This window comes from Dactylosporangium vinaceum, assembly GCF_019904175.1.
Lineage (GTDB): Bacteria > Actinomycetota > Actinomycetes > Mycobacteriales > Micromonosporaceae > Dactylosporangium > Dactylosporangium vinaceum.
Window position 1 is genome coordinate 4654749 of sequence record NZ_CP061913.1, and the last position, 20061, is coordinate 4674809.

The following is a 20061-nucleotide window of genomic DNA, read 5'->3' on the forward strand; positions in this document are numbered from 1 at the left end:
GAAAGGAACGCCTGTTATGAGCGACAAACTCCGCGTCGCCGTCGTCGGCTCGGGCCGCTGGGCCCAGCGCGCACACATCCCCGGCTGGCAGCGCGACCCGCGCGCCGAGGTCGTGGCCGTGGCCGACACGGACGAGGCCACGGTCAACGAGGCCGGCGAGCGGTTCGGCGTGCCCAAGCGGGTCACCGACTACCGCGAGCTGCTCGACGACCCGGGCATCGACGTCATCGACGTGGCCACCGCCAACCGGGCGCACTTCGAGATCTCCGCCGCCGCCCTCGACGCCGGCAAGCACGTGCTGTGCGAGAAGCCCGTCCACCACGACTACCGCCAGACCCGGGCCCTGTCGGAGCTGGCCCGGGCCAAGGGCCTCAAGACCAAGCTGGGCTTCACGTTCCGCTACGCCCCGGCGATCCAGTACGCCAAGCACCTCATCGACACCGGGTTCGTCGGGCAGCCGTACGTCTTCAACGGCTACGAGCAGAACAGCCAATGGATCGACCCGGCCACCCCGATGCGCCAGGTCGACCCGCACGCCGACCCGGCCGTGATCGCCACCTCGTCCATCGAGGGATACGGCGCCCCGATCATCGACATCATGCACTGGTGGGCCGGCACCGACCTGCAGTCCGTCGTCGGCACCATGCGCAACTTCGTGCCCGAGCGGATGGTCCGCGACACCGGCCTCATGCAGCGGCTCAACATCGACGACGGCGACATGTGGATCGCCGAGTTCGACGGCGGCCTGCTCGCCTCCGTCCAGTCCTCCTACGTCACCGTCGGCAACTTCCCCGGCATCGAGGCCCGCATCTACGGCTCCGAGGGCGCCATCATCGTGCGGCTGGTCGAGGAGTTCGGCATCTGCCAGACCATCAGGACCGCCACCCGCCACGAGGTCGAGTTCGTCGAGCGGGAGATCCCGCAGGAGTTCTTCCCCGAGGGCGGGCACTCCCGCGAGGACTGGGACTTCCTGTTCTACTCCAACCTCTGCGCCGACTTCACCACCGAGATCCTCTCCGGCAGCCCCCAGAACCAGGGCGACTTCGGCCAGGGCGCGCTGGTGCAGGAGACCATCAACGCCTTCGAGCGCTCGTTCCGCACCCGTGCGTGGGTCTCCCTGCCGCTCACCGAGGACGCAGCATGACCTGGGGCTCCCTGCACGACGACGCCGTGGCCGCCCGCATCCTCGACGCCGCCCTCAGCACTGTCTCGGGCAAGGTCCAGTTCGCCGATGCGCGGCTCATCGAGGCCGAGGAGCTGCGGTCGTACCTGCAGAAGGGCGCCGACCCCGACGAGCGGATCGAGCAGAACATCGGCATCGGCGTGCGGGTGCTCGTGGACGGCCAGTGGGGCTTCGCCGCCCGCCCCCTGACCGAGGAGTCCGACGCCGCGGCGGCCGCGGCCCAGGCCCACGGCGTCGCCGTCGCCCTGGCCGGGCACGGGAAGCCGACCGAGCTGCCGCCGCGGGAGCCGTCCAGCGGGCGCTACGAGACGGCCGTCGAGCAGGACCCGTTCGCGGTCGGCGGGGCGCAGCGGCAGGAGCTGCTCGCCGCGTGGCTCGCCGCCGCGTCCGCGCCCGCCGAGGTCGCCGCCGCCCAGGCCGGGATCAACGCCAAGCGCCAGCACCGCCACTACGCCGACACCGAGGGCTCCCGCCAGCACCAGCACTTCACCGAGACCGGCGCGATGCTCGTGGTCACCGCCAGCGGCCACGGTGACGTGCAGCGGCGCAGCTACCCGAACTCGTTCCACGGCAACACGGCGGCGGCCGGCTGGGAGTACCTCGCCTCGCTGCGCATGCTGGACAACGCGGCCCGGGTCGGGGAGGAGGCCGTGCAGCTGCTGACCGCCCCCGTCGCCCCGGCCGGGCACGCCGACGTCATCATCGGCGCGCAGCAGGTGTCACTGCAGATCCACGAGTCGTGCGGGCACGCGCTGGAGCTCGACCGGATGCTCGGCGACGAGGCCAACTACGCCGGCACCTCGTTCATCAAACCCTCGGACGTGGGGTCGCTGCGCTACGGCTCGCCGGCCGTCACCATCACCTCCGACCCGACGGTGCCCGGCACCCGGGGCTCGTTCGCCTTCGACGACGAGGGGACACCGGCCCGCGGTACCCACCTGATCGACGCCGGGATCGTGCGCAACACCCTGTCCAACCGCGACTCGGCCGCCCGGGCCGGGCTGGCGCTGACCGGCGCGGCCCGCTCCGACGGCTGGGGCTACCTGCCGGTCTGCTTCGCCACCCACGTGTTCCTGCAGCCCGGCGACGGCGGCACCCTCGACGAGCTCCTCGCGCGGCTCGGCGACGGCTACTACATCGACGACAACCGCAGCTGGTCGATCGACAACCAGCGGCTCAACTTCCAGTTCGGCACCGAGGTCGCCTACGAGGTCAAGCGCGGGCGGCGCGGCCGGCTGCTGAAGAACTTCTCCTACGGCGGCGTCACCCCGCAGTTCTGGGGCTCGGTCGAGGCCGTCGCCGGGCCGTCGGAGTTCCGCGCGTTCGGCTACCCGTGCGGCAAGGGCGAGCCGAAGCAGTGGGGCTTCCTCAGCCACGGCGCCGCCCCGATGTTGGTGCGCAATCTCAGGATCGGAGTCGCGTGATGTTCGCCCCAGTGGACCCCGACCGGCTGCTCGACGGTTTGGCGCGGGCGGCTTCCGCGGCCGCCGCCGACGCGGTGGAGATCGCGCTGCTGGGCAAGGCGGGGGAGTACACCCGCTTCGCCGGCGGCCGCGTGCACCAGCCGCAGGACATCACCGAGACGCAGTACACCGTGCGGGCCGTCGTCGACGGGCACGCCGCCCGGGCCGCCACCGGCGTGCTCGGCGGCCTCGACGCCGCCGTCGCCCGCGCCGCCGAGCTCGCCCGGGCCCTCGCCAAGTCCGCCGACCGCCCCGGCACCGCGACGATCGCCGCGCCCGCGCCCGGGCCCGACCTCGAGCTGTGGCACGACGACACCGCCGCGTTCGACGCCGGTGCCCGCTCCGCCCTGGCCGGGGACACCATGCGCCAGGCCGAGGCGGCCGGCGGGCACGCGGCCGGGATGTTCGGCCGGGCCGTCACCCAGCTCGCCGTCGTCAACAGCAACGGCGTCGCCCGCCAGACCCTCGCCACCGAGGCGATCGGGACGCTTACCGCGACCGTCGGCGAGCGCGGGGCCGAAGGGACCTCGCACTGGATCGACCTGCACCGCTCGGCCGCGGCGCTCAACGCCGGGGAGTCGGTGCAGCGGACCGTCCGCGAGGCCGTCGCCGGGCGGGGCCGCGGGCCGCTCCCGGACGGGCACTACACCGTCGTGCTCGGCCCTCAGGCGGCCGGAGAACTGCTCGGCTTCCTGGAGGCGTTCGGCTTCGGCGGCGACCTCGCCGCGGCCGGCGTCGGCCTCGTCGCCCAGCGCGCCGGGGAGCGGATCGCCTCCACCCTCGTGCACGTGGCCGACGACGCCACCGCGCCCTACGGGCTGCCGATCGGGTTCGACCTGGAGGGCACCCCGAAGTCGCGGGTGCCGCTGCTGGCCGCCGGGGTCGTCGGGCACGCGGTGACCGACCTGGCCACCGCCCGGGCCCTCGGGACCGCCTCGACCGGCCACGCCCACGTCGCCCGGGAGGAGCCGCCGAGCCCGGTCGCGGCGAACCTCGTGCTCAGCCCCGGCGAGCAGACCGAGGAGGAGCTCATCGCCGGCGTCGAGCGCGGCGTCTACGTGCAGCGGTTCTGGTACACCCGGCTCGTCGACCGGGTCGCGGGCACCATCACCGGCGTCAGCCGCGACGGCTGCTTCCTCATCGACAACGGCCGCCTCGCCGCGCCCGTGGCCGGGGCCCGGTTCACGCACTCGGTCCTCGACCTGCTCGCCACGGTCGACGGGCTGGGCCGCACCGTGCGCTCCCAGCCGGTGATGAACGTCTGGAACGGCGCCGTGAGCGCTCCCGCCCTGCGCGGGCACGGCTTCCGGTTCGGAGCGGCGGCATGAGCGGTACGGAGCGCAGCGGAGTGGCCGCTCATCAGTGTTGCAGCTCGGGGCTCAGGGCGGCGCCGGAGCTTGCGGAGGTGCCGGCATGACCAGGCTGCGCACGAACCGGGAGCGGCTGGTCACCCAGATCCTGGCCGGGGAGGTCTGGCCCGCCCTGGCCGACCGGCACGGGTATCGGGTCGACGCCGACGGCACCCCGTTCCTGCTGCCCGGCATGGGCGGGGTCACGCTCGGCGCGCACGCCGGCGACCCGGCCACCGGCTACGCCGGCGACCACGTCGAGCCGGGCCTGTCCGTGCGGGCGGCGGACCCGGGCGCGAACATGGCCCTGCAGTTCCTGTCCTGCGTCGGCAACGTCGTCACCGTGCGCAGCGGGCCGGCGGCGGGCGCGACCGGGCGGGTCATCGGGCAGCACGCGTACGTGCTCGTCGACATGCCCGAGGAGCGGCTCGCGCTGGTCAGCTCCGGTGACCGGGTGAGCGTCGCCGCCCGCGGGCAGGGGCTGAAGCTCACCGACCACCCGGACGTCGTGGTCAAGAACCTCGACCCGGACCTCCTCGACGCGCTGCCGATCACCACCCGGGCCGACGGCCGCCTCGAGGTCGGGGTGGCGGCCCGGGTGCCGGCCGCCGCGGTCGGGGCCGGGGCCGGGATGGTCTCCGAGTTCGCCAACACCGACCTGATGGGCGCCTACGCCGGGCAGGGTGCCGACCTGTCCCTGGGCCTGGAGTCGCTGCGCATCGGCGACCTGGTCGCGTTGGAGGACCAGGACCACCGCTTCGGGCGCGGGTTCCGGCGCGGGTACCTCACCGTCGGCGTCATCAGCACGGGCCACTGCCGCCTCTTCGGCCACGGGCCCGGCCCGAGCACCATCATCACCGGCCCCGCCGAGGCGTTCTGCGTCGTCGACGACGCCGACGCCAACCTGGGAGCGCTGCTGTGACGACCGTGGCCATGAACCTGACCGGGGCGGTGGAGGCGCCGGTCATGGGCTCCTCGCCGTACCTGATCGACGCCGACGGCGCACCCTACGTGCCCGTCGGGTCCTCGGGCGTCGTCCTGGGGGTACACCTCGGCGACGGCGTGTTCGCCCATGACGCCGACCACGTCGCACCCGGCGTCACCCTCGAACACCGCGACCCGTCGGCCCGGCACGCGCTCACCGCGTTCGCGTGCCTGGGCAACGACGCCGTGGTGCGGTCCGGGGCGGCCGCCGGGGCGCGGGGCACAGTCCTGGGCAAGCGCGGCGAGGAGGGCCGGGTCATCGTGCTGTTCGCCGACGACGTGCTGGCCGCGCTGCTGCCGGGGGACGCGATAGCCGTGCGGGCCCACGGGCAGGGGGCGACGCTGCCGGGCCTGACCGTGCTCAATGTGGACCCGCGGATGCTGCCGCGCCTGGCCCTGCCGGTCGGGGTGCGCGGGATCGTGCCGTCGGCCGTGGTGGGCAACGGGATCGGCCGTCCGGCGCAGATGTGGGACCTCGACCTTCAGGAGGTACCACCGGAGCTGTGTTTGGGGGATTTTGTGGCAATTGACGACCTCGATGTGCGGCACAACGCCGGCTATCGGCGGGGCTGGCGGACCGTCGGCGTCATCGTGCACGGCGGCAGCCCGCTGCCGGGCCACGGACCGGGCCTGATGCCGCTGCTGTGCGGGCCGATCGCGGCGCTGCCCGTGCACGTCGACGGCGACCAGCACCTCGGCCTGCGCGTCGACGACCTAGACTTCCGCGCATGACCGGTCCGCAGGGAAGCGCAGTGGCCGGTCGTCGACTGGCGCAGCCTGACGGTCATGCTGCTGACGAGCGAAGCGAGGAGGTGGCGTGACCGACCCGGCGAACTTCCTGCACCGGTCGCTGCCGGAGGCGGTGTATCTCGTGTTGCGGCGCAAGATCCTCAACAACGAGTTCACCGCCGGGCAGCGCCTCGTCGAGGCGCCCCTCGCCGAGGAGCTCGGGGTCAGCCGCTCGACCGTCCGCGAGGCGCTGCGCCAGCTCAGCGTCGACGGCCTGGTCGACATCTCGCCGCGGCGGCACAGTGTCGTGACCCGGATGTCCTACGAGGACATCCGGGACGCGTGCTATGCCCGCTTCGTCCTGGAGGCCGGCGCGGTCCGCTGCATCACCGGCAACAAGGACGACGTGCTCGGGCGCATGCAGGCCGTCGTCGACCGGATGGCCGGCGTCGCCGCCGACGGCGACGTGGCCACGATGATCGACCTGGACACCGAGTTTCACGGCTGCATCATCGACGCCGCCGGCAAGCAGCGCCTGGCCGCACTGTGGCGGACGCTCGACGCGCAGATGGGCGCCCTCATGCGCTCGTCGATCGACCGCCAGCACATCGGCCTCGACGAGGCGGTGCGCCGCCACCAGTACGTGGTCGACGTCTTCCGGGTCGGCTCCGGCGAGCAGATCGTGCAGATGCTGGAGGAGCACTACCTGGGCGCCGTCGACAGCATGGCCGAGGCCGGGGTGCTGTCCTCGAAGGGGCTAGACAGCGGCCCGGTCGCCGGCCGGACGCCGGCGTAGCGCCGCCTGCTGCAGCTCCGGCGGGGTGTAGGCCATGTCCAGGCGGCCCACGTCCGTGCCGGGCGGGACGATCGCGTCGATCGCGTCGAGGATCTCGTCGTCGAGCGCGAGTTCGGCGCCGGCGAGGAGGTCGTCGAGCTGCTCCATGGTCCGCGGCCCGATGATGGCCGACGTGACCCCGGGGTGGGCGACGGCGAACGCCATCGCCATGTGGGTGAGGCTCAGGCCGTGCTTGTCGGCCAGCGGGACCAGCTGCTCGACGGCGTCGAGGCGGCGCTCGTCGCGGTAGTGCTTGAACGGCAGGCCCGCGCGGTGGGTGGTGGCCTCCTGGCCCTTGCGGAACTTCCCGGTCAGCATGCCCTGGGCGAGCGGGCTCCACACGAGGGCGCCCATGCCGTACCGCTGGGTCACCGGCAGGATCTCGCGCTCGATGCCGCGGTCGAGGATCGAGTACGGGGGCTGCTCGGTGCGGTACCGCTCGTAGCCGCGCCGCTCGGACGCCCACTGGGCCTCCACGATCGCCGAGGCCGGGAACGTCGAGGACCCGATCGCCCGCACCTTGCCGCTGCGCACCAGGTCGGTAAGCGCCGACAGCGTCTCCTCGATGTCGACTGCCGGGTCGAGGCGGTGCACCTGATACAGGTCGATGTGGTCGGTCTGCAGCCGCCGCAGCGAGTGTTCGACCTCGGCCATGATCCACCGTCGCGAGGTGCCGCGCCGGTTCGGGTCGTCGCCCATGGCCCCGTGCACCTTGGTGGCCAGCACGACGTCGTCTCGCCGGTTCTTGAGTGCCTTGCCGACGATCTCCTCGGACTCGCCCCGGGAGTAGACGTCGGCGGTGTCGATGAAGTTGATGCCGGCGTCGAGGGCCCGGTGGATGATCCGGATCGAGTCGTCGTGGTCGTTGTTGCCGATCGCGCCGAACATCATGGCGCCCAGGCAGTAGGGGCTGACCTGGATGCCGGTCCGGCCGAGCGTACGGTAGCGCATAGTCTGTGGTGCTCCCTTCGGTTCCTCCCGCCCAGTCTAACCGGAACATCTTCTCATTTGCGAGGCCCTGATGCGTGCGGACGCCCGCCGGAACTTCGACGCGATAGTCGAGGCGGCCCGCGCGGTCTTCCGCGAGTCGGGCGTGGACGCCCCCGTCCGCGAGATCACCACCCGCGCCGGCGTGGGCCTGGCCACCTTCTACCGCCACTTCCCGGACCGCTCCGACCTGGTCACCGCCGTCTTCCGGCACGAGGTCGACGCCTGCGCCGACGAGGCGGCGGCGCTCGCCACCGCCCTGCCGCCGTGGGAGGCGCTCGTCGCCTGGCTGCACCGCTTCACCGGCTTCGTGGGGGCCAAGCGCGGCCTGCAGGACGCCCTGCACTCCGGCAATCCCGCCTTCGAACCGTTGCCGTTGTACTTCCGGGAGCGCTTCGAGCCGGCCTTGAGCACCCTGCTCCGGGCCGCGGCCGCGGCCGGCGACGCCCGCGCGGACGCGTCCCCGATGGACGTCCTCTACGCCATCTCCCGCCTGTGCCGAGGCGCCGACCCGGCCGCCGACATGCGCATGGTCGAGCTCCTGATCGACGGCCTACGCGCCCGCAGCTAGCCCACCGATGCGGCCCGCGCCCTCGGGGAACGTCACCGCCACGCCGGGTCGTGGAGGGCGGCGCCGCTGACGCCGCCGGGCCCGGGGCGCACGGCCAGGATCTGGTCGACGCCCATCCGGCCCTCCTCGAACGTCAGGGCGCCGCCGACCAGGTAGAGGCGCCACACGCGGGCCGTCGGCTCGCCGACCAGGGCCACGGCCGCGTCCCAGTTCGACTCCAGGGTGCGCAGCCAGGCGGCGACGGTGTGCACGTAGTGCTCGCGCATGGCGTGGACGTCGCGGACCTCCAGCCCGGCCCGCTCCAGCCGGGCGACGGTCTCGCCGACGGGGCGCATGTGCATGTCGGGCGCCACGTACGCCTCGATGAACGCCCCGCCGCCGGGGGCGTGGCGGCCGCGGGACATCTGCTGGACCAGCAGGCGGCCCCGCGGGGCCAGCAGGCCGTGGAGGGTGGCGGCGAACGCCGGGTACTGCGCGTCGCCCACGTGCTCGCCCATCTCGACGGTGGCGATCGCGTCGTAGGGGCCGTCGGTGACGTCGCGGTAGTCCTGGAGGCGGACCCGGGCCCGGTCCTGCAGGCCGAGCTCGGCGACGCGGGCGGCGGCGAAGTCGCGCTGGCGGGCGGAGAGGGTGACGCCTGTGACGTCGGCGCCGTAGTGGCGGGCGGCGTGGATCGACAGGGAGCCCCAGCCGCAGCCGACGTCGAGCATCCGCATCCCGGGGCGCAGGCCGAGCTTGCGGCAGATCAGGTCGAGCTTGTCGCGCTGGGCCGCGGCCAGGTCGTAGCCGGGGGCGTCCGACGTCCAGTACCCGCACGAGTATGCCATCGCCGGGTCGAGCAGCAGCGCGTAGAACTCGTTGGACAGGTCGTAGTGGTAGCTGATCGCCGCGCGGTCGCGGGCCTTGGAGTGCAGGCGGCCGTCCAGCTTCGCCTCCACCGCGGGCGCCTTCGGGCGCGGGCCCAGCACGCCCAGCGCGAGCGCCGTGCGCAGGGCCCGCAGCCGGTCCGTGGCGCCGAGCCGGGCGCCGCCGCCGGTGAGGCCCTTCGCGCGGGCGTGGCGCCACACGCGGCGCAGGCCGTCGGCGAGGTCGCCCTCGACGTCGATCTCGCCGGTGATGTACGCCTGCGCGAGGCCGAGCTCGTTGGGGCGCCACAGCATCCGGCGCAGTGCGTCGCGGCTGCGGACCACGAGGACCGGGCCGTCGGCCGGGCCGGTCTCGCTGCCGTCCCACGCGCGCAGCCGCACCGGCAGCGAGCCGCCGGCGACGGCGCCGACCAGGGTGCCGAGGCGCTCGGCGACGGAGCCTGCGGCCGGGGTGGTGGAGGTGGTGGTGGTCATGCGGCGGCCTTTCCGGAGCGGTCGAGCACGAGCTGGTGCACGTCGAGGTAGCCGGTGCGGAACCCGGCCTCGCAGTAGGCGAGGTAGAACTCCCAGGTGCGGCGGAACGTCTCGTCGAAGCCGAGTGCGCGCACGCCGTCGGTGTGCGCGGTGAACCGCTCCCGCCACAGGCGCAGCGTGGCCTCGTAGTGGCGGCCGAACGCGAACCGGTCGGCGATGCGCAGCGTGGTGCCGGCGGCGAGGCCGTCCTCCAGCGCGCGGATCGACGGGATCTGCCCGCCGGGGAAGATGTACTTCTGGATCCAGGTGTGGCCGCGGCGGGTCGCGCGCATCCGCTCGTGGGCCATCGTGATCGTCTGCAGGCCCACGCGGCCGCCCGGACCCAGGTGCCGGTCGAGGGTCTTCAGGTATACCGGCCAGAACTGCGCGCCGACGGCCTCGAGCATCTCGACGCTGACGATCGCGTCGAAGCCGCCGAGCGCCGGCGGGATCTCACGGTAGTCCTGCAGCCGCACGTGCACGCGGCCGGCGACGCCGGCCCGCGCGGCCCGGCGGACGGCGAGGTCGCGCTGCTCGGCCGAGAGCGTGACGCTGTGCACGTCCGCGCCGCGGCGGGCGGCCCGGATCGCGAGCTCGCCCCACCCGGTGCCGATCTCCAGCAGCCGGGTGCCCGGGCCCACCCCGACGGCGTCGAGGAGCCGGTCGATCTTGCGGTGCTGGGCCGCGGCCAGGTCGGGCCAGCCGGCCGCGCCCGGGTCCGTGTCGAACAGCGCCGACGAGTAGGTCATCGTGCGGTCGAGGAACAGCGCGAACAGGTCGTTCGACAGGTCGTAGTGGCTGTGGATGTTGCGCCGGGCGTTCGCCGCCGTGTTGCGGGCCGTGCGCGGCGGCCGTGCGCCGTGCACGTGCCGCAGTGCCTGCAGCGGGCGCGGGACGATCGCCGTAATGTCGGCGGCCAGGACCGCGAACAGGCCGGTGAGGTCCTCGGCGTCCCAGTCGCCGGCCTGGTACGACTCGCCGAGCCCGATGAGCCCGTGCGCGCCGAGCCGGGCCAGGAACGCGCCCGGCCGGTGCAGCACGAGCAGGGGTCCACCCGTGCCGATGGTCCGGCCGCCGTGGTACTGCACCCGCAGCGCCAGCCGCTCGGCGACCCGGTGCAGCAGCGCCTCCGCGATCCGGCCGCGCACCGGCGCCGACGGCACCGCGAACACGTCGGGCCAGCGGGGCAGCGCCGGGCCCGCCGCGACGGCACCGGTCGGCATCGCACCGGTCGGCATCGGGCCGGCCGGGGTCGGATGCAACAGCGTCATACGTCCTCCTGAAGACGGTGCCGGGGGCGGGCGATCACCGGGAGCCCCCGCAGGTACAGCCGGATGCCCTGCAGGCGGATCCGGGCGCTGACAGTCAGGGCGGTGAACGGGTGCGCCGCGGCCGGCGCGCGGGTCCCGCGCAGCGTCGCGGTGAAGACCCGGGCCCCGTCGCGTTCGAGCACGACGGTGAGGGCCAGCCGGTCGCCGGGCGCGGGCAGCCGCATCCGGTAGCGCCCGCCCGGGCCGAAGAACGGCGAGACGTAGAACGCCTTGCCGGTCTCGGCCCGTCCGTCCGCATCGGGGTGCAGCAGGTAGCAGTGCCGCTCGCCGTAGGTGTTGTGCACCTCCGCGACGACCGCCGACAACCGTCCACTGTGGTCGTGGCACCAGTACACGGTGAGCGGGTTGAAGATGTGGCCGAGCCCCCGTGCGTTGGTGAGCATCAGGATCCGGCCGCCGGCGTCGACGCCGCGGCGGGCGAGGAACCGCTCCACATTGGACCTGATCGTCCCCTGTGGATCGCCGAGGTGGTCGCGGGCCCGGAACCGGGGGTCCGGCGGGGCGTCGAGGTCGACAAGCCACTGGTACGTGCGGTAGGCGAACCCGTGCCGCAACGGCCGCGTGCGCGCGTGCCGCACCAGGCACCGGTACAGGACGGGGCCGGCGCTCACCAGGCCACGCCCAGCGAGCGGGCGGCCTCGACGCCGGAGCGGCAGCCGTCCTCGTGGAAGCCCCAGCCGTGGTACGCCCCGGCGAACGCGGTGGTCCCGTCGTTCAGGGCGGGCAGGCGGCGCTGGGCGGTGAGCGCTCCCGGCGTGTAGATCGGGTGCGTGTAGCGCATCCGGGCCAGCACGGCCGCGGCGGGCACGTCGGGATCGTTGAGCGACACGAGGTACCGCCGCCGGGACGGCAGCCGCTGCAGCCGGCTCATGTCGTAGGTGACCCGGGCCGGGCCGCTGCCGGCGTCGCAGCCGGGCAGCAGGTAGTTCCAGCTCGCCCGCGCGCCGGGCCGGTCCGGCAGCACCGTGTCGTCCGTGTGCAGGACCGTGTCGTTCACGGTGTATGTGAACGCTCCCAGCACCGTGCGCTCGGCCGCGGTCGGGTCGGCGAGCAGCCGCAGCGCGTCGTCGGCGTGGGTGGCCAGCACGACGGCGTCGAACCGGTGCTCGTCGCCGGCGTCGTCACGCACGCGCACACCGTCCGGCCCGCGGTGCACGGCCCGGACCGGCACGGCGGTGCGCACGGCCGTGAGCTCCTTGGCGAGCAGCTCGACATAGGTGCGGGAGCCGCCGACGACCGTGCGCCACGTGGGCGAGCCGGTGACGCTGAGCATGCCGTGGTTGGCCAGGAACGCGAACAGGTACCGGGCCGGGTATTCGGCGACCGTCTCCGGCTCGCACGACCACACGGCCGACACGAGCGGGACGACGAAGTGCCGCACGAAGTGGGCGGAGTAGCGGCCGCGGCGCAGGAACTCGCCGAGCGTCGGGCCGGGCCCGTCGCCGGGCGCGGCGAGCAGGGCCCGGGCCCGGCGGTGGAACCGCGGCACCTGCGCGAGGGTGGCCAGGTAGGCCGGGCGCGGCGGCTGCACGAACAGCCCGCGGGCGCCCTTCGCCCCGGCGTACTGCAGCCCGCACCCGAGGCAGCGCACGGACATGCTCATCTCGGTCGCCTGCGTCGCCACGCCGAGCTCGGCGAAGAGGCGCAGCAGGTGCGGGTAGGTGCGGCGGTTGTGCACGATGAACCCGGAGTCGACGGCGACCGTGCCGTTGCCGTCGGCGATGTCGTGCGTGTGCGCGTGCCCGCCGAGGCGCGGCTCGGCCTCGTACAGCGTCACGGCGCACGCGTCGCGCAGGACGTACGCGGCGGTGAGGCCGGCGACGCCGGCACCGATGACGGCCACGGATCTCATGTCCCGGATTCGGAGCGGGCTCGGCGGCGGATGGGGCCGCGATGTGTTCTTCTGGGGGACATGGTCACCGAGCCGCATCTGGTCACCCGCGGTGCCGCCGATCCCCGTGCGCTCGTCCTGCTGCTGCACGGCGGCCGGGTGCACAGCACGGCGTCCGCGCAGCGCGGGGTCGCCTATTTGCGGATGCTGCCGTTCGGCCGGGCGGCCGCCGACGCGGGACCCGGCGTGGCGGTGTGGCGGCTGCGCTACCGCTACCGCGGCTGGAACGAGCCCGAGCGGCATCCGGTCGCCGACGCCCGCTGGGCCCTGGACCGGGCCGCGCGCACGCACCCGGGTGTGCCGGTGGTCCTGGTCGGGCACTCGATGGGCGGCCGGGTCGCGCTGCACGTCGCCACCGCGCCCGGCGTGGCCGGCATCTGCGCCCTCGCGCCGTGGCTCGAGCCGCCCGATCATGCGCTGCCGACGGACCCGGCCGTGCCGCTGCTCATCGCGCACGGCGACCGCGACCGCACGACCGATCCGGGCGAGTCCGCGCGGTTCGCCGCCGCGCACGGCGGGCGGTTCGTCCTCGTCAAGGGCGAGAACCACACGATGCTGCGGCGGTACTCCCACTGGAACCGCCTCGTCGAGAGGTTCGTCCGCACCGTGGCCTGGCCGAACGGCTGAGCCGCGGTCCGTCGTTCAGCCCTCGACAACGGTCCGGGCAGTCATGGCCGACCGGCAACACTGTGACGCTTCGACTCCATAGAGTGACCGAGTCATTGTGTTCAGTGCCGAACCACGGGGGGATCCATGTTCCACGCCGTCACCGCCGGTGCCATGCTGCTGTCCTCGCTCGCCGCGCCCGCCGCGCCGCCCGTCACGCCGCCGCCGCCGAACGAGGTGAGCATCAGCGTGGTCACCGCCAATGGCTCCGGCTGCCCGGACGGCAGCGCCGCGGTCGACGTCTCACCCGACCGCAAGGCGTTCACGGTCACCTACAGCGAGTACATGGCCCAGGTCGGTGTGGGCACGAAACCCACCGACTTCCGCAAGAACTGTCAGCTCGCCCTCGACGTGCACATCCCGCAGGGCTTCACCTACGCGATCGCCGACGCCGACTACCGCGGCTTCGCCCACCTCGAGCGCGGCGCCACCGGCACCGCCGTGGCCGGCTACTACTTCCAGGGCAACTCGCAGACCGCCCGGGCCAGCCACCCGTTCCGCGGCCCCATGGACGACAACTGGCAGACCAAGGACTCCGTCGCCGTGACCGCCCTGGTCTTCGAGAAGTGCGGCGAGGAGCGCCACCTCAACATCAACACCGAGCTGCGGGTCAACGCCGGCACCTCGAACAAGAAGACGACGACGAGCTTCATGAGCATGGACTCGACCGACGCCGCCTTCAGCACCGTCTACCAGATCGCCTGGAAGCGCTGCCCGTAGGCGTGGGGGTTCACCGGTCCGGGATGGCGACCACGCGCAGCGAGTACGTCGTCTCGGACCACCACCCGCTCTTGCGGGTCAGCACGGAGACGACCCGGGAGCCGTCCGCGGAGATCCCGGCGTCGGCGAAGTCGCCGGTGGCCAGCCGGGTGAACCGGCCGCCGTCGAGCAGCCACAGGCCGGCCTCCTCGCCGTTGACCGTGCCGGCGACCACGACCCGGTTCGCCCGCGCGTCCAGGCCCATCGTGCGGCCGACACCGGTGCCGGCGGTCGTGGCGCCGCCCGAGCCGTCCAGGCGGCAGACCGAGTAGGTCCCCGCCTTCGCGGCGTCGTCGCCGCAGCGCGGGGCGAAGTAGTAGGTGTCACCGCCGGGCGCGGTGACCGGGTGCCGCACGCCGGGGCCGCCGACGCACCCGGCCTCGGGCGCGTCGACGGGCCGCATCCCGCACGGCTCGACCGTGAACCCGGCGCCCGGCTCGCGGGCCGCGTCCTCCTGCGGGCCGCCCTCGTCGATACGCGTGAGCGTCGGCCGCTCGTCCGCGCACGAGGAGAGGACTCCCACCGTGTGCTCGCCCAGTGGCAGCAGGTCGAACGGCCACTGGGTGCGCCCGGAACGGCAGGGCTTCCCCGTGAAGCCGACCGGCTCGGGCCGCCCGCCCGGGCGGATCCGCATCGGGTACGGGCTCGAGTCGGAGTCGACCGGCTCCTGCAGGTAGTACAGCGTGTCGCCGACCCAGACGGGCGCGCGGTAGTCCTCACCCGTGGCCGACGACGTCAGCTCGGTGCCGTCGTAGCCGTCGGTCGAGCAGCCGGCGGTCGTGGCCGCGAGTACGAGGGCGACCGTCAATACGGACAAGGCGCGCATGGCGGCTGACGGTATCGCAGCCGCCGCGGCGATTGGTGTGCAAAGCGTGTAGCTATGCCGTACAGTTCGGCGCCATGCCGACCCCCGACCGCGCCGCCACGATCCTGCTCGTCGAGGACGATCCGGGTGATGAGCTCATGGCCCGGGAGGCGTTCGAGGACGACGCCCAGTCGAGCGACCTGCACGTCGCCCGGGACGGCCAGGAGGCCCTGGACTTCCTCTACCGGCGCGGCCGCCACGCGGACGCGCCCCGGCCCGACTTCATCCTCCTGGACCTCAACCTGCCCCGGGTCGACGGCCGGCAGGTCCTGCGCCAGGTCAAGTCCGACGCGGCCGTGGCCAGCATCCCGGTGGTGGTGCTGACGACGTCGAGCGCCGTCGAGGACGTGGCCGCCTGCTACGGCGCGCACACGAACGCCTACATCACGAAGCCGCAGGGGTACGAGGAGTTCGTCGACGTCGTGCGCCAGATCAACCAGTTCTGGCTGGACACCGTCCGCCTCCCCGGGGGAACCCCGGCCGCCTGAGCAGGGCCGGCCGGCTCAGTGCTCGATCGCCGGCTCAGTGCTCGATCGTGAGCACCGAGTCCAGGCCGGTGAGGGCCAGGACCCGGCTCAGCGTCGTGTCCGGATTGCGCACCACGAACCGGCGGCCCTCACGCATCGCCTGCTTGTGCGCGCGGACCAGCGCGGCGACGCCTGACGAGTCGCAGTACGAGAGCGCGCTCAGCTCTGCGACCAGCTCCGCCGCGCCGTCCGCGAACGCCTCGTTCACGGCCGCCGCGAAGTGTTCCGAGGAGTGGTAGTCCAGGGCACCGGACGCCACCAGCACCACCCCGCCCGGGCCCGCGGCGGCTGTGATCGTCAGCCCCGAACCGGAACGCCTGTCACTGTTCATGAGGAGCGAAGCGTAACCCGCCCGGTTCGGGGCCGCAGCGCTGGTCCTAGCCCTCGCTCAGGAACGCGTTGGTGACCGCCGCGAGCAGGGGCGACGCGAAGATCGTATAGTGGGTCAGGCCCGGCAGGATCGCGAGCGCGTGGCCGCCCTTGGGTCGGCCCTCGCCCATCCAGCCGCCGTCGCGCAGGCCGCCGTCGAGCAGGCCGAACACCTCGACGTAGTGGCTCGGCGGGGCCATGTCGGCGTCGGCGGCCACGAACATGGTGGGGACCTGCAGCCCGGCGATGGCCTCGCGCAGGTCGAGCGGCTCGGCCATGAACGCGCCGATCTTGTCCAGGAGGCGCGGGAAGTCCTCCGGGCGCGGGGCGACCCGCTGGTAGTCCTGGTACATCGGCGTGTCCTTCATGAACTCCGCCGCGGCCGCGCTGAGCTGGCCCTGCTGGGCGCGCATCTCGGCGTAGACGGCCTCGGTCCAGGCGTGCGCGGACACCGCGACGAGCTTGGACACCAGCTGCGGATGGTCCAGCGCCGTGCGCACGGCCACGCCGCCGCCGAGGGAGTAGCCGACCACCGCGGGGCGGTCCAGGCCGAGGTGGCCGATGAGCGCCGCGATGTCGGCGGCCATGGTGCCCAGGTCGAGGGGGCGCTCGACGTCCGCGGTGCGGCCGTGGCCCTGCAGGTCGACGGTGATGACCTGGTGCTGCGCGGCGAGGGCAGGGATCACGGGCCCGAACATCTCGCCGGAGCCGAGCCCGCCGTGCAGCAGGATCAGCGGCCGGCCGGAGCCGTGCGTCTCGTAGTACAGGTTGATGCCGTTGACGTCGGCGTAACTTCCACTGCTCATGCCCCCACCCTAGGACAGCAGCAGGTCCTCCAGGCTGGCCAGGAGCGTGCGCGCCGTGTACGGCTTCGCGAGGTACGCGTCAGCGCCCGCCATCCGCCCGGCCGTCTCGAACGTGGTCTGGGTCTGCGCGGTGAGCATGATGATGGGCACGGCGATCGTCGAGGTGATCTGGCGCAGCGTGCGGCACACCTCGATCCCCGACATGCCCGGCATGGACACGTCGAGCACCACCGCGTCCGGCGGCCGGCGCTGGATCAGGGCGATCGCCGACGGCCCGTCGTGCGCGGTCGCCACCTCGTAGCCGCCGTTGCGCAGCTGTGTGGCCATGAGCTCGCGCAGGTCCTCGTCGTCGTCGACCGCGACGATGTACCCGGAGTCGCCCATCCGTTCCCCCTCATCACCGTTCCCCTTCCGATCTTGCGCCGGACGGGGGGTGCCGTGAGGGGCAAACCGGGTGCGGTGTGGTTGCGGCGACCCGGTCAGGGTGCGCTCAGGCCGCCGGCAGGGCTTCCCGCTCGGCCAGCTCGACCAGCTCGAGGGAGTCCTCGCGGCCGATCCGGTGCTCGCACAGGTAGCCCAGCATCGACCACGTGGCGTCGGAGACGTCCTGCGGGCCGAAGTCGGCCAGGAGCCCCTCCTCGCCGAGCTGGGTGCGCACGAGCGCCTCGGCGACGGCCGGGTTCACCTCGACGTCGCGGCGCATCGCGGCCACGAACTCGGCGACCGCCTCGGGCGGCGTGTCCTCGTCGAAGAGGCTGCGCACGGCCAGGCGGATCGCGGCCGCCAGCACCTCGCCGTCGTGCTCCTCCGGCGGCTGCTCGGCCGCCGCCCCGGCCGCCTTCTCGTCGCCGCTCAGTAACGCGACGAACACCGTGCCCACGCGCGAGCGTGGCTCGAACTCGTGTTCCCCCTCACCCATGCACCGAGCGTAGCCCGCGCGACCGGGACCGGAGACCCCACAAATCGTGGCCGGAATCACCGCAACTCGTGCCCGCAGCGCCGGTATGCCCATCGATTGGGCCCCGCCCTGGGCCCAAAGGCCCAGGATCGGCGGCCCGGCGATCACTAGCGTTCGGACCGCGAAGTGCTGACCCTACGTACGGGAGTTTCGATGACCCTGTCCCTCCGGCATCAGCCGCGCTCGCGGCTGTTCGTGCTGGCCGGTGTCGCGGTGGCGCTCGTCGCGCTGCTCGGCTGGTTCGCCACCGGGCCGCTGCGCGCGGCCAGCGCCGATGCGGCCCCCGTGTCCCAGGGCAAGCCGGCCACCGCCTCGTCCAGCGAGGGCCGCAGCTACCCCGCCGCGGCCGCCGTCGACGGCGACGAGAAGACCCGCTGGTCCAGCGCGTTCAGTGACCCGCAGTGGCTGCAGGTCGACCTCGGCGCGCCGACCGCGCTGAGCAGGGTGGCGCTGAACTGGGAGCGGGCCTACGGCACCGGATACCAGATCCAGACCTCGGCCGACGCCGCCACCTGGACGACCGTGTACTCCACCACGACCTCCAAGGGCGGCAAGGAGACGGTCGCCGTGTCCGGCACCGCCCGGTATGTCCGGCTCTACGGCACCGCCCGCTCCTCCGGCTACGGGTACTCGCTGTGGGAGTTCCAGGTCTACGGCGGCTCCGGCGCCCCGGCGACGGCGACCGTCGGCCCGGTGACGACCGGCCCGTCGAGCCCCGGCCCCGTCCCGACCGGCACGGTGACCACGACGCCCACCGGCACCGCCCAGGCCGGCTGGATCATGGCGCCCAACCCCGTCACGAACGTCAAGCCCTCCCACGAGGTACCCCCCAACAAGGGCGGTTTCCACGAGTTCCAGGCCAACTGCTCGGTCTCGCGGACCAACCTCCAGGACGACCCCATCGTCTTCCCCGGGCTCGCCGGCGCGTCGCACATGCACACGTTCATGGGCAACACGACCACCAACGCCAACTCGACGGTCGAGTCGCTGACCCAGGGCGCGACCACCTGCAAGGCCAAGGGCGACCTGTCCGCGTACTGGATGCCGACGCTGTACAACGGCGACACCGCGGTCAACCCCGAGGGCCTGCAGACCATCTACTACAAGACCGGTGTGCAGGACTACCGCACGATCCGGCCGTTCCCCAAGGGCCTGCGCTTCGTCGTGGGCAACGCGAAGAACACCGACGCCGACAAGTTCCTCGCCGCGACCGAGAAGGGCTTCGAGTGCGGCGACAGCTACGAGAACAAGAACATCCCGGTGAGCTGCCCGACCGACCGCTCGGTCAAGCTCAACATCCGGTACCAGGCCCCGAGCTGCTGGGACGGGCTGCACCTGGACTCGCCGGACCACCAGAGCCACATGGCGTATCCGGTCGACACGCACTCGGCCGCCGGGATCGTCTGCCCCGACGACCACCCGGTCGCGGTGCCGAAGCTCGAGTTCAAGATGGCCTGGCCGGTTAACGGCGACATGTCGAAGGTGCACTTCGCCAGCGGCGCCGGCCCCACGTTCCACTACGACTTCGTCAACGCGTGGGACGACCGGACGCTCAAGGCGATGATCGACGGGTGCATCGTCGCGGCCCGCCAGTGCGACGCCCAGGGCCACGACGGCCGGGACGACCAGCAGCCCGCGCCGTACGTCCTGAACAACAACTACGTCCTGCCGTAACGGCGGGCAGTGCCGTGGCGCCGCCGTCCCGGACCGGGGCGGCGGCGCCGTGGCGTATTCTCTGACGCCGGATCGCGAGCGACTGGGAGCGTGGGCGTGCGGCAGTGGATCGGCGTGACGGCCGTGGCCGCGGGCATCGCCGCCGCCGCGATCGTCGTCCCCCCGCTGCTGCTGCCCGATCGCGACGAATCGGACGATTCGCCGGCGAGCGTGACCGGGAAGTCCGCAAGACCCGATCAGCCGCCGGGCAGCGCGCTCCAGCCCGGCGCCGGCTCCGGCGCACCCGGCTCCGGCGGCGCGAGCCCCGGCCCGGCGAGCACCGCCCCCGCGAGCCCGAGCGCGCCGGGGGCGTTCACCCCGATCGCCGTGCAGGCCGAGGACCCGGCCAACCGCATCACCGGCGGCGCGTCGGCGGTGGCCTGTGCGAGCTGCCGCGGCGGCCGGCGGGTGCGGTACATGTGCGCCGACTGCACCCTCACCGTGAAGGTCACGCTGCCGAGCGCGGGCACCCGCACCGTGACCGTCTACTACGAGGCCGACGGCAACCGCTCGATCAAAGTGCGCATCGGCGGCGGTACCGCCCGCACGTTCCCGGTCACCGGGCCCGACTGGACAGTGCCGCAGTCGTTGCGGTTCACCGCCGACCTGCCGGCCGGCGAGGTCCAGCTGACGCTGTTCAACGACGACGCCCCGGCCCCCGATCTGGACGAGATTGTCATCGCCTGATCCTGGTAG

At 73.3% G+C, this 20061-nt stretch carries 22 protein-coding genes; 12 read left to right on the top strand and 10 right to left on the bottom strand.

From position 1 onward, the window contains the following. Positions 1 to 16: 16 nt before the first annotated feature. From Dvina_RS20690 to Dvina_RS20715, 6 genes are all read left to right on the top strand, one after another. Positions 17 to 1144, top strand: a complete 1128-nt coding sequence (locus tag Dvina_RS20690) for a Gfo/Idh/MocA family protein (protein WP_223104112.1) — start codon at positions 17 to 19, stop codon at positions 1142 to 1144. Next, positions 1141 to 2607 (top strand): TldD/PmbA family protein, encoded by a 1467-nt coding sequence (locus Dvina_RS20695; RefSeq protein WP_223104113.1) that lies wholly within the window; start codon positions 1141 to 1143, stop codon positions 2605 to 2607. The genes Dvina_RS20690 and Dvina_RS20695 overlap by 4 nt, the downstream gene beginning before the upstream one ends. After that, a complete protein-coding gene (locus tag Dvina_RS20700; protein ID WP_223104114.1) occupies positions 2607 to 3974 on the top strand; it encodes a TldD/PmbA family protein in 1368 nt (455 codons plus the stop codon). The genes Dvina_RS20695 and Dvina_RS20700 overlap by 1 nt, the downstream gene beginning before the upstream one ends. Before the next feature lie 85 nt (positions 3975 to 4059). Next, positions 4060 to 4917, top strand: coding sequence for a DUF4438 family protein (locus Dvina_RS20705; RefSeq protein WP_223104115.1), 858 nt, complete (start codon positions 4060 to 4062; stop codon positions 4915 to 4917). Next, positions 4914 to 5711 carry a DUF4438 family protein gene (locus Dvina_RS20710; RefSeq protein WP_223104116.1) on the top strand — a complete coding sequence of 266 codons (798 nt, stop codon included), beginning with the start codon at positions 4914 to 4916 and terminating at the stop codon, positions 5709 to 5711. Before Dvina_RS20705 ends, Dvina_RS20710 begins: the two co-directional genes overlap by 4 nt. An 85-nt stretch (positions 5712 to 5796) precedes the next feature. Further along, positions 5797 to 6504, top strand: coding sequence for a GntR family transcriptional regulator (locus Dvina_RS20715; protein ID WP_223104117.1), 708 nt, complete (start codon positions 5797 to 5799; stop codon positions 6502 to 6504). On the opposite strand, the gene Dvina_RS20720 is transcribed toward Dvina_RS20715, so the two are convergent. After that, complete coding sequence (locus tag Dvina_RS20720; RefSeq protein ID WP_223104118.1) at positions 6466 to 7494, bottom strand: aldo/keto reductase; 1029 nt, start codon at positions 7492 to 7494, stop codon at positions 6466 to 6468. The genes Dvina_RS20715 and Dvina_RS20720 overlap by 39 nt on opposite strands. A gap of 70 nt (positions 7495 to 7564) precedes the next feature. Here Dvina_RS20720 and Dvina_RS20725 point away from each other — a divergent pair, with 70 nt between their 5' ends. Then, on the top strand, positions 7565 to 8101 hold the full coding sequence (locus Dvina_RS20725) for a TetR/AcrR family transcriptional regulator (protein ID WP_223104119.1): 537 nt from the start codon (positions 7565 to 7567) through the stop codon (positions 8099 to 8101). Positions 8102 to 8133: 32 nt separating this feature from the next. On the opposite strand, the gene Dvina_RS20730 is transcribed toward Dvina_RS20725, so the two are convergent. From Dvina_RS20730 to Dvina_RS20745, 4 genes are read right to left on the bottom strand one after another with little or no spacing between them, the layout of a single operon-like run. Next, positions 8134 to 9441 (bottom strand): SAM-dependent methyltransferase, encoded by a 1308-nt coding sequence (locus Dvina_RS20730; RefSeq protein ID WP_223104120.1) that lies wholly within the window; start codon positions 9439 to 9441, stop codon positions 8134 to 8136. After that, entirely contained in the window at positions 9438 to 10751 is a 1314-nt protein-coding gene (locus Dvina_RS20735) for an SAM-dependent methyltransferase (protein ID WP_246656342.1), read from the bottom strand. The genes Dvina_RS20730 and Dvina_RS20735 overlap by 4 nt, the downstream gene beginning before the upstream one ends. Further along, positions 10748 to 11422, bottom strand: a complete 675-nt coding sequence (locus Dvina_RS20740; RefSeq protein ID WP_223104121.1) for a DUF1365 domain-containing protein — start codon at positions 11420 to 11422, stop codon at positions 10748 to 10750. The genes Dvina_RS20735 and Dvina_RS20740 overlap by 4 nt, the downstream gene beginning before the upstream one ends. Continuing rightward, on the bottom strand, positions 11419 to 12663 hold the full coding sequence (locus Dvina_RS20745; protein WP_246656343.1) for an NAD(P)/FAD-dependent oxidoreductase: 1245 nt from the start codon (positions 12661 to 12663) through the stop codon (positions 11419 to 11421). The genes Dvina_RS20740 and Dvina_RS20745 overlap by 4 nt, the downstream gene beginning before the upstream one ends. 60 nt (positions 12664 to 12723) lie before the next feature. On the opposite strand from Dvina_RS20745, the gene Dvina_RS20750 reads away from it, so the two are divergent. Beyond that, positions 12724 to 13329, top strand: a complete 606-nt coding sequence (locus Dvina_RS20750) for an alpha/beta hydrolase (RefSeq protein WP_223104122.1) — start codon at positions 12724 to 12726, stop codon at positions 13327 to 13329. A 126-nt stretch (positions 13330 to 13455) separates the two neighbouring features. Beyond that, positions 13456 to 14088 (top strand): DUF4360 domain-containing protein, encoded by a 633-nt coding sequence (locus Dvina_RS20755; protein ID WP_223104123.1) that lies wholly within the window; start codon positions 13456 to 13458, stop codon positions 14086 to 14088. A 10-nt stretch (positions 14089 to 14098) separates the two neighbouring features. Here the strand turns inward: Dvina_RS20755 and Dvina_RS20760 are convergent, their stop codons facing one another. After that, positions 14099 to 14953: a hypothetical protein gene (locus Dvina_RS20760; RefSeq protein WP_223104124.1), complete on the bottom strand. Its 855-nt coding sequence runs from the start codon at positions 14951 to 14953 to the stop codon at positions 14099 to 14101. Between the two features lie 74 nt (positions 14954 to 15027). Between Dvina_RS20760 and Dvina_RS20765 the strand changes: the two genes are divergently transcribed. Beyond that, positions 15028 to 15480: a response regulator gene (locus Dvina_RS20765; RefSeq protein ID WP_223104125.1), complete on the top strand. Its 453-nt coding sequence runs from the start codon at positions 15028 to 15030 to the stop codon at positions 15478 to 15480. A 34-nt stretch (positions 15481 to 15514) separates the two neighbouring features. Here the strand turns inward: Dvina_RS20765 and Dvina_RS20770 are convergent, their stop codons facing one another. The 4 genes from Dvina_RS20770 to Dvina_RS20785 form a co-directional block, all read right to left on the bottom strand. Continuing rightward, positions 15515 to 15850, bottom strand: a complete 336-nt coding sequence (locus tag Dvina_RS20770; protein ID WP_223104126.1) for an STAS domain-containing protein — start codon at positions 15848 to 15850, stop codon at positions 15515 to 15517. Between the two features lie 46 nt (positions 15851 to 15896). Next, the gene (locus Dvina_RS20775; RefSeq protein ID WP_223104127.1) at positions 15897 to 16694 is read right to left on the bottom strand and encodes an alpha/beta fold hydrolase; all 798 of its coding nucleotides are present in this window, start codon (positions 16692 to 16694) and stop codon (positions 15897 to 15899) included. A 9-nt stretch (positions 16695 to 16703) separates the two neighbouring features. Further along, the gene (locus Dvina_RS20780; protein WP_223104128.1) at positions 16704 to 17078 is read right to left on the bottom strand and encodes a response regulator transcription factor; all 375 of its coding nucleotides are present in this window, start codon (positions 17076 to 17078) and stop codon (positions 16704 to 16706) included. Between the two features lie 106 nt (positions 17079 to 17184). After that, positions 17185 to 17613 carry a hypothetical protein gene (locus Dvina_RS20785; protein ID WP_223104129.1) on the bottom strand — a complete coding sequence of 143 codons (429 nt, stop codon included), beginning with the start codon at positions 17611 to 17613 and terminating at the stop codon, positions 17185 to 17187. A 192-nt stretch (positions 17614 to 17805) separates the two neighbouring features. On the opposite strand from Dvina_RS20785, the gene Dvina_RS20790 reads away from it, so the two are divergent. Together Dvina_RS20790 and Dvina_RS20795 are read left to right on the top strand one after the other, a co-directional pair. Then, positions 17806 to 19326: a DUF1996 domain-containing protein gene (locus Dvina_RS20790; RefSeq protein ID WP_223104130.1), complete on the top strand. Its 1521-nt coding sequence runs from the start codon at positions 17806 to 17808 to the stop codon at positions 19324 to 19326. A 96-nt stretch (positions 19327 to 19422) separates the two neighbouring features. Further along, the gene (locus Dvina_RS20795; RefSeq protein WP_223104131.1) at positions 19423 to 20052 is read left to right on the top strand and encodes a carbohydrate-binding protein; all 630 of its coding nucleotides are present in this window, start codon (positions 19423 to 19425) and stop codon (positions 20050 to 20052) included. Positions 20053 to 20061: the final 9 nt, after the last annotated feature.

Excerpts from the sequence above, each read along its gene's own strand:
- Dvina_RS20690 (WP_223104112.1), top strand. The coding sequence starts at position 17 with ATGAGCGACAAACTCCGCGTCGCCGTCGTCGGCTCGGGCCGCTGGGCC.
- Dvina_RS20695 (WP_223104113.1), top strand. The coding sequence starts at position 1,141 with ATGACCTGGGGCTCCCTGCACGACGACGCCGTGGCCGCCCGCATCCTC.
- Dvina_RS20700 (WP_223104114.1), top strand. The coding sequence starts at position 2,607 with ATGTTCGCCCCAGTGGACCCCGACCGGCTGCTCGACGGTTTGGCGCGG.
- Dvina_RS20705 (WP_223104115.1), top strand. The coding sequence starts at position 4,060 with ATGACCAGGCTGCGCACGAACCGGGAGCGGCTGGTCACCCAGATCCTG.
- Dvina_RS20720 (WP_223104118.1), bottom strand. The coding sequence starts at position 7,494 with ATGCGCTACCGTACGCTCGGCCGGACCGGCATCCAGGTCAGCCCCTAC.
- Dvina_RS20725 (WP_223104119.1), top strand. The coding sequence starts at position 7,565 with ATGCGTGCGGACGCCCGCCGGAACTTCGACGCGATAGTCGAGGCGGCC.
- Dvina_RS20730 (WP_223104120.1), bottom strand. The coding sequence starts at position 9,441 with ATGACCACCACCACCTCCACCACCCCGGCCGCAGGCTCCGTCGCCGAG.
- Dvina_RS20735 (WP_246656342.1), bottom strand. The coding sequence starts at position 10,751 with ATGACGCTGTTGCATCCGACCCCGGCCGGCCCGATGCCGACCGGTGCG.
- Dvina_RS20745 (WP_246656343.1), bottom strand. The coding sequence starts at position 12,663 with ATGAGATCCGTGGCCGTCATCGGTGCCGGCGTCGCCGGCCTCACCGCC.
- Dvina_RS20750 (WP_223104122.1), top strand. The coding sequence starts at position 12,724 with ATGGTCACCGAGCCGCATCTGGTCACCCGCGGTGCCGCCGATCCCCGT.
- Dvina_RS20755 (WP_223104123.1), top strand. The coding sequence starts at position 13,456 with ATGTTCCACGCCGTCACCGCCGGTGCCATGCTGCTGTCCTCGCTCGCC.
- Dvina_RS20760 (WP_223104124.1), bottom strand. The coding sequence starts at position 14,953 with ATGCGCGCCTTGTCCGTATTGACGGTCGCCCTCGTACTCGCGGCCACG.
- Dvina_RS20765 (WP_223104125.1), top strand. The coding sequence starts at position 15,028 with ATGCCGACCCCCGACCGCGCCGCCACGATCCTGCTCGTCGAGGACGAT.
- Dvina_RS20770 (WP_223104126.1), bottom strand. The coding sequence starts at position 15,850 with ATGAACAGTGACAGGCGTTCCGGTTCGGGGCTGACGATCACAGCCGCC.
- Dvina_RS20775 (WP_223104127.1), bottom strand. The coding sequence starts at position 16,694 with ATGAGCAGTGGAAGTTACGCCGACGTCAACGGCATCAACCTGTACTAC.
- Dvina_RS20780 (WP_223104128.1), bottom strand. The coding sequence starts at position 17,078 with ATGGGCGACTCCGGGTACATCGTCGCGGTCGACGACGACGAGGACCTG.
- Dvina_RS20785 (WP_223104129.1), bottom strand. The coding sequence starts at position 17,613 with ATGGGTGAGGGGGAACACGAGTTCGAGCCACGCTCGCGCGTGGGCACG.
- Dvina_RS20790 (WP_223104130.1), top strand. The coding sequence starts at position 17,806 with ATGACCCTGTCCCTCCGGCATCAGCCGCGCTCGCGGCTGTTCGTGCTG.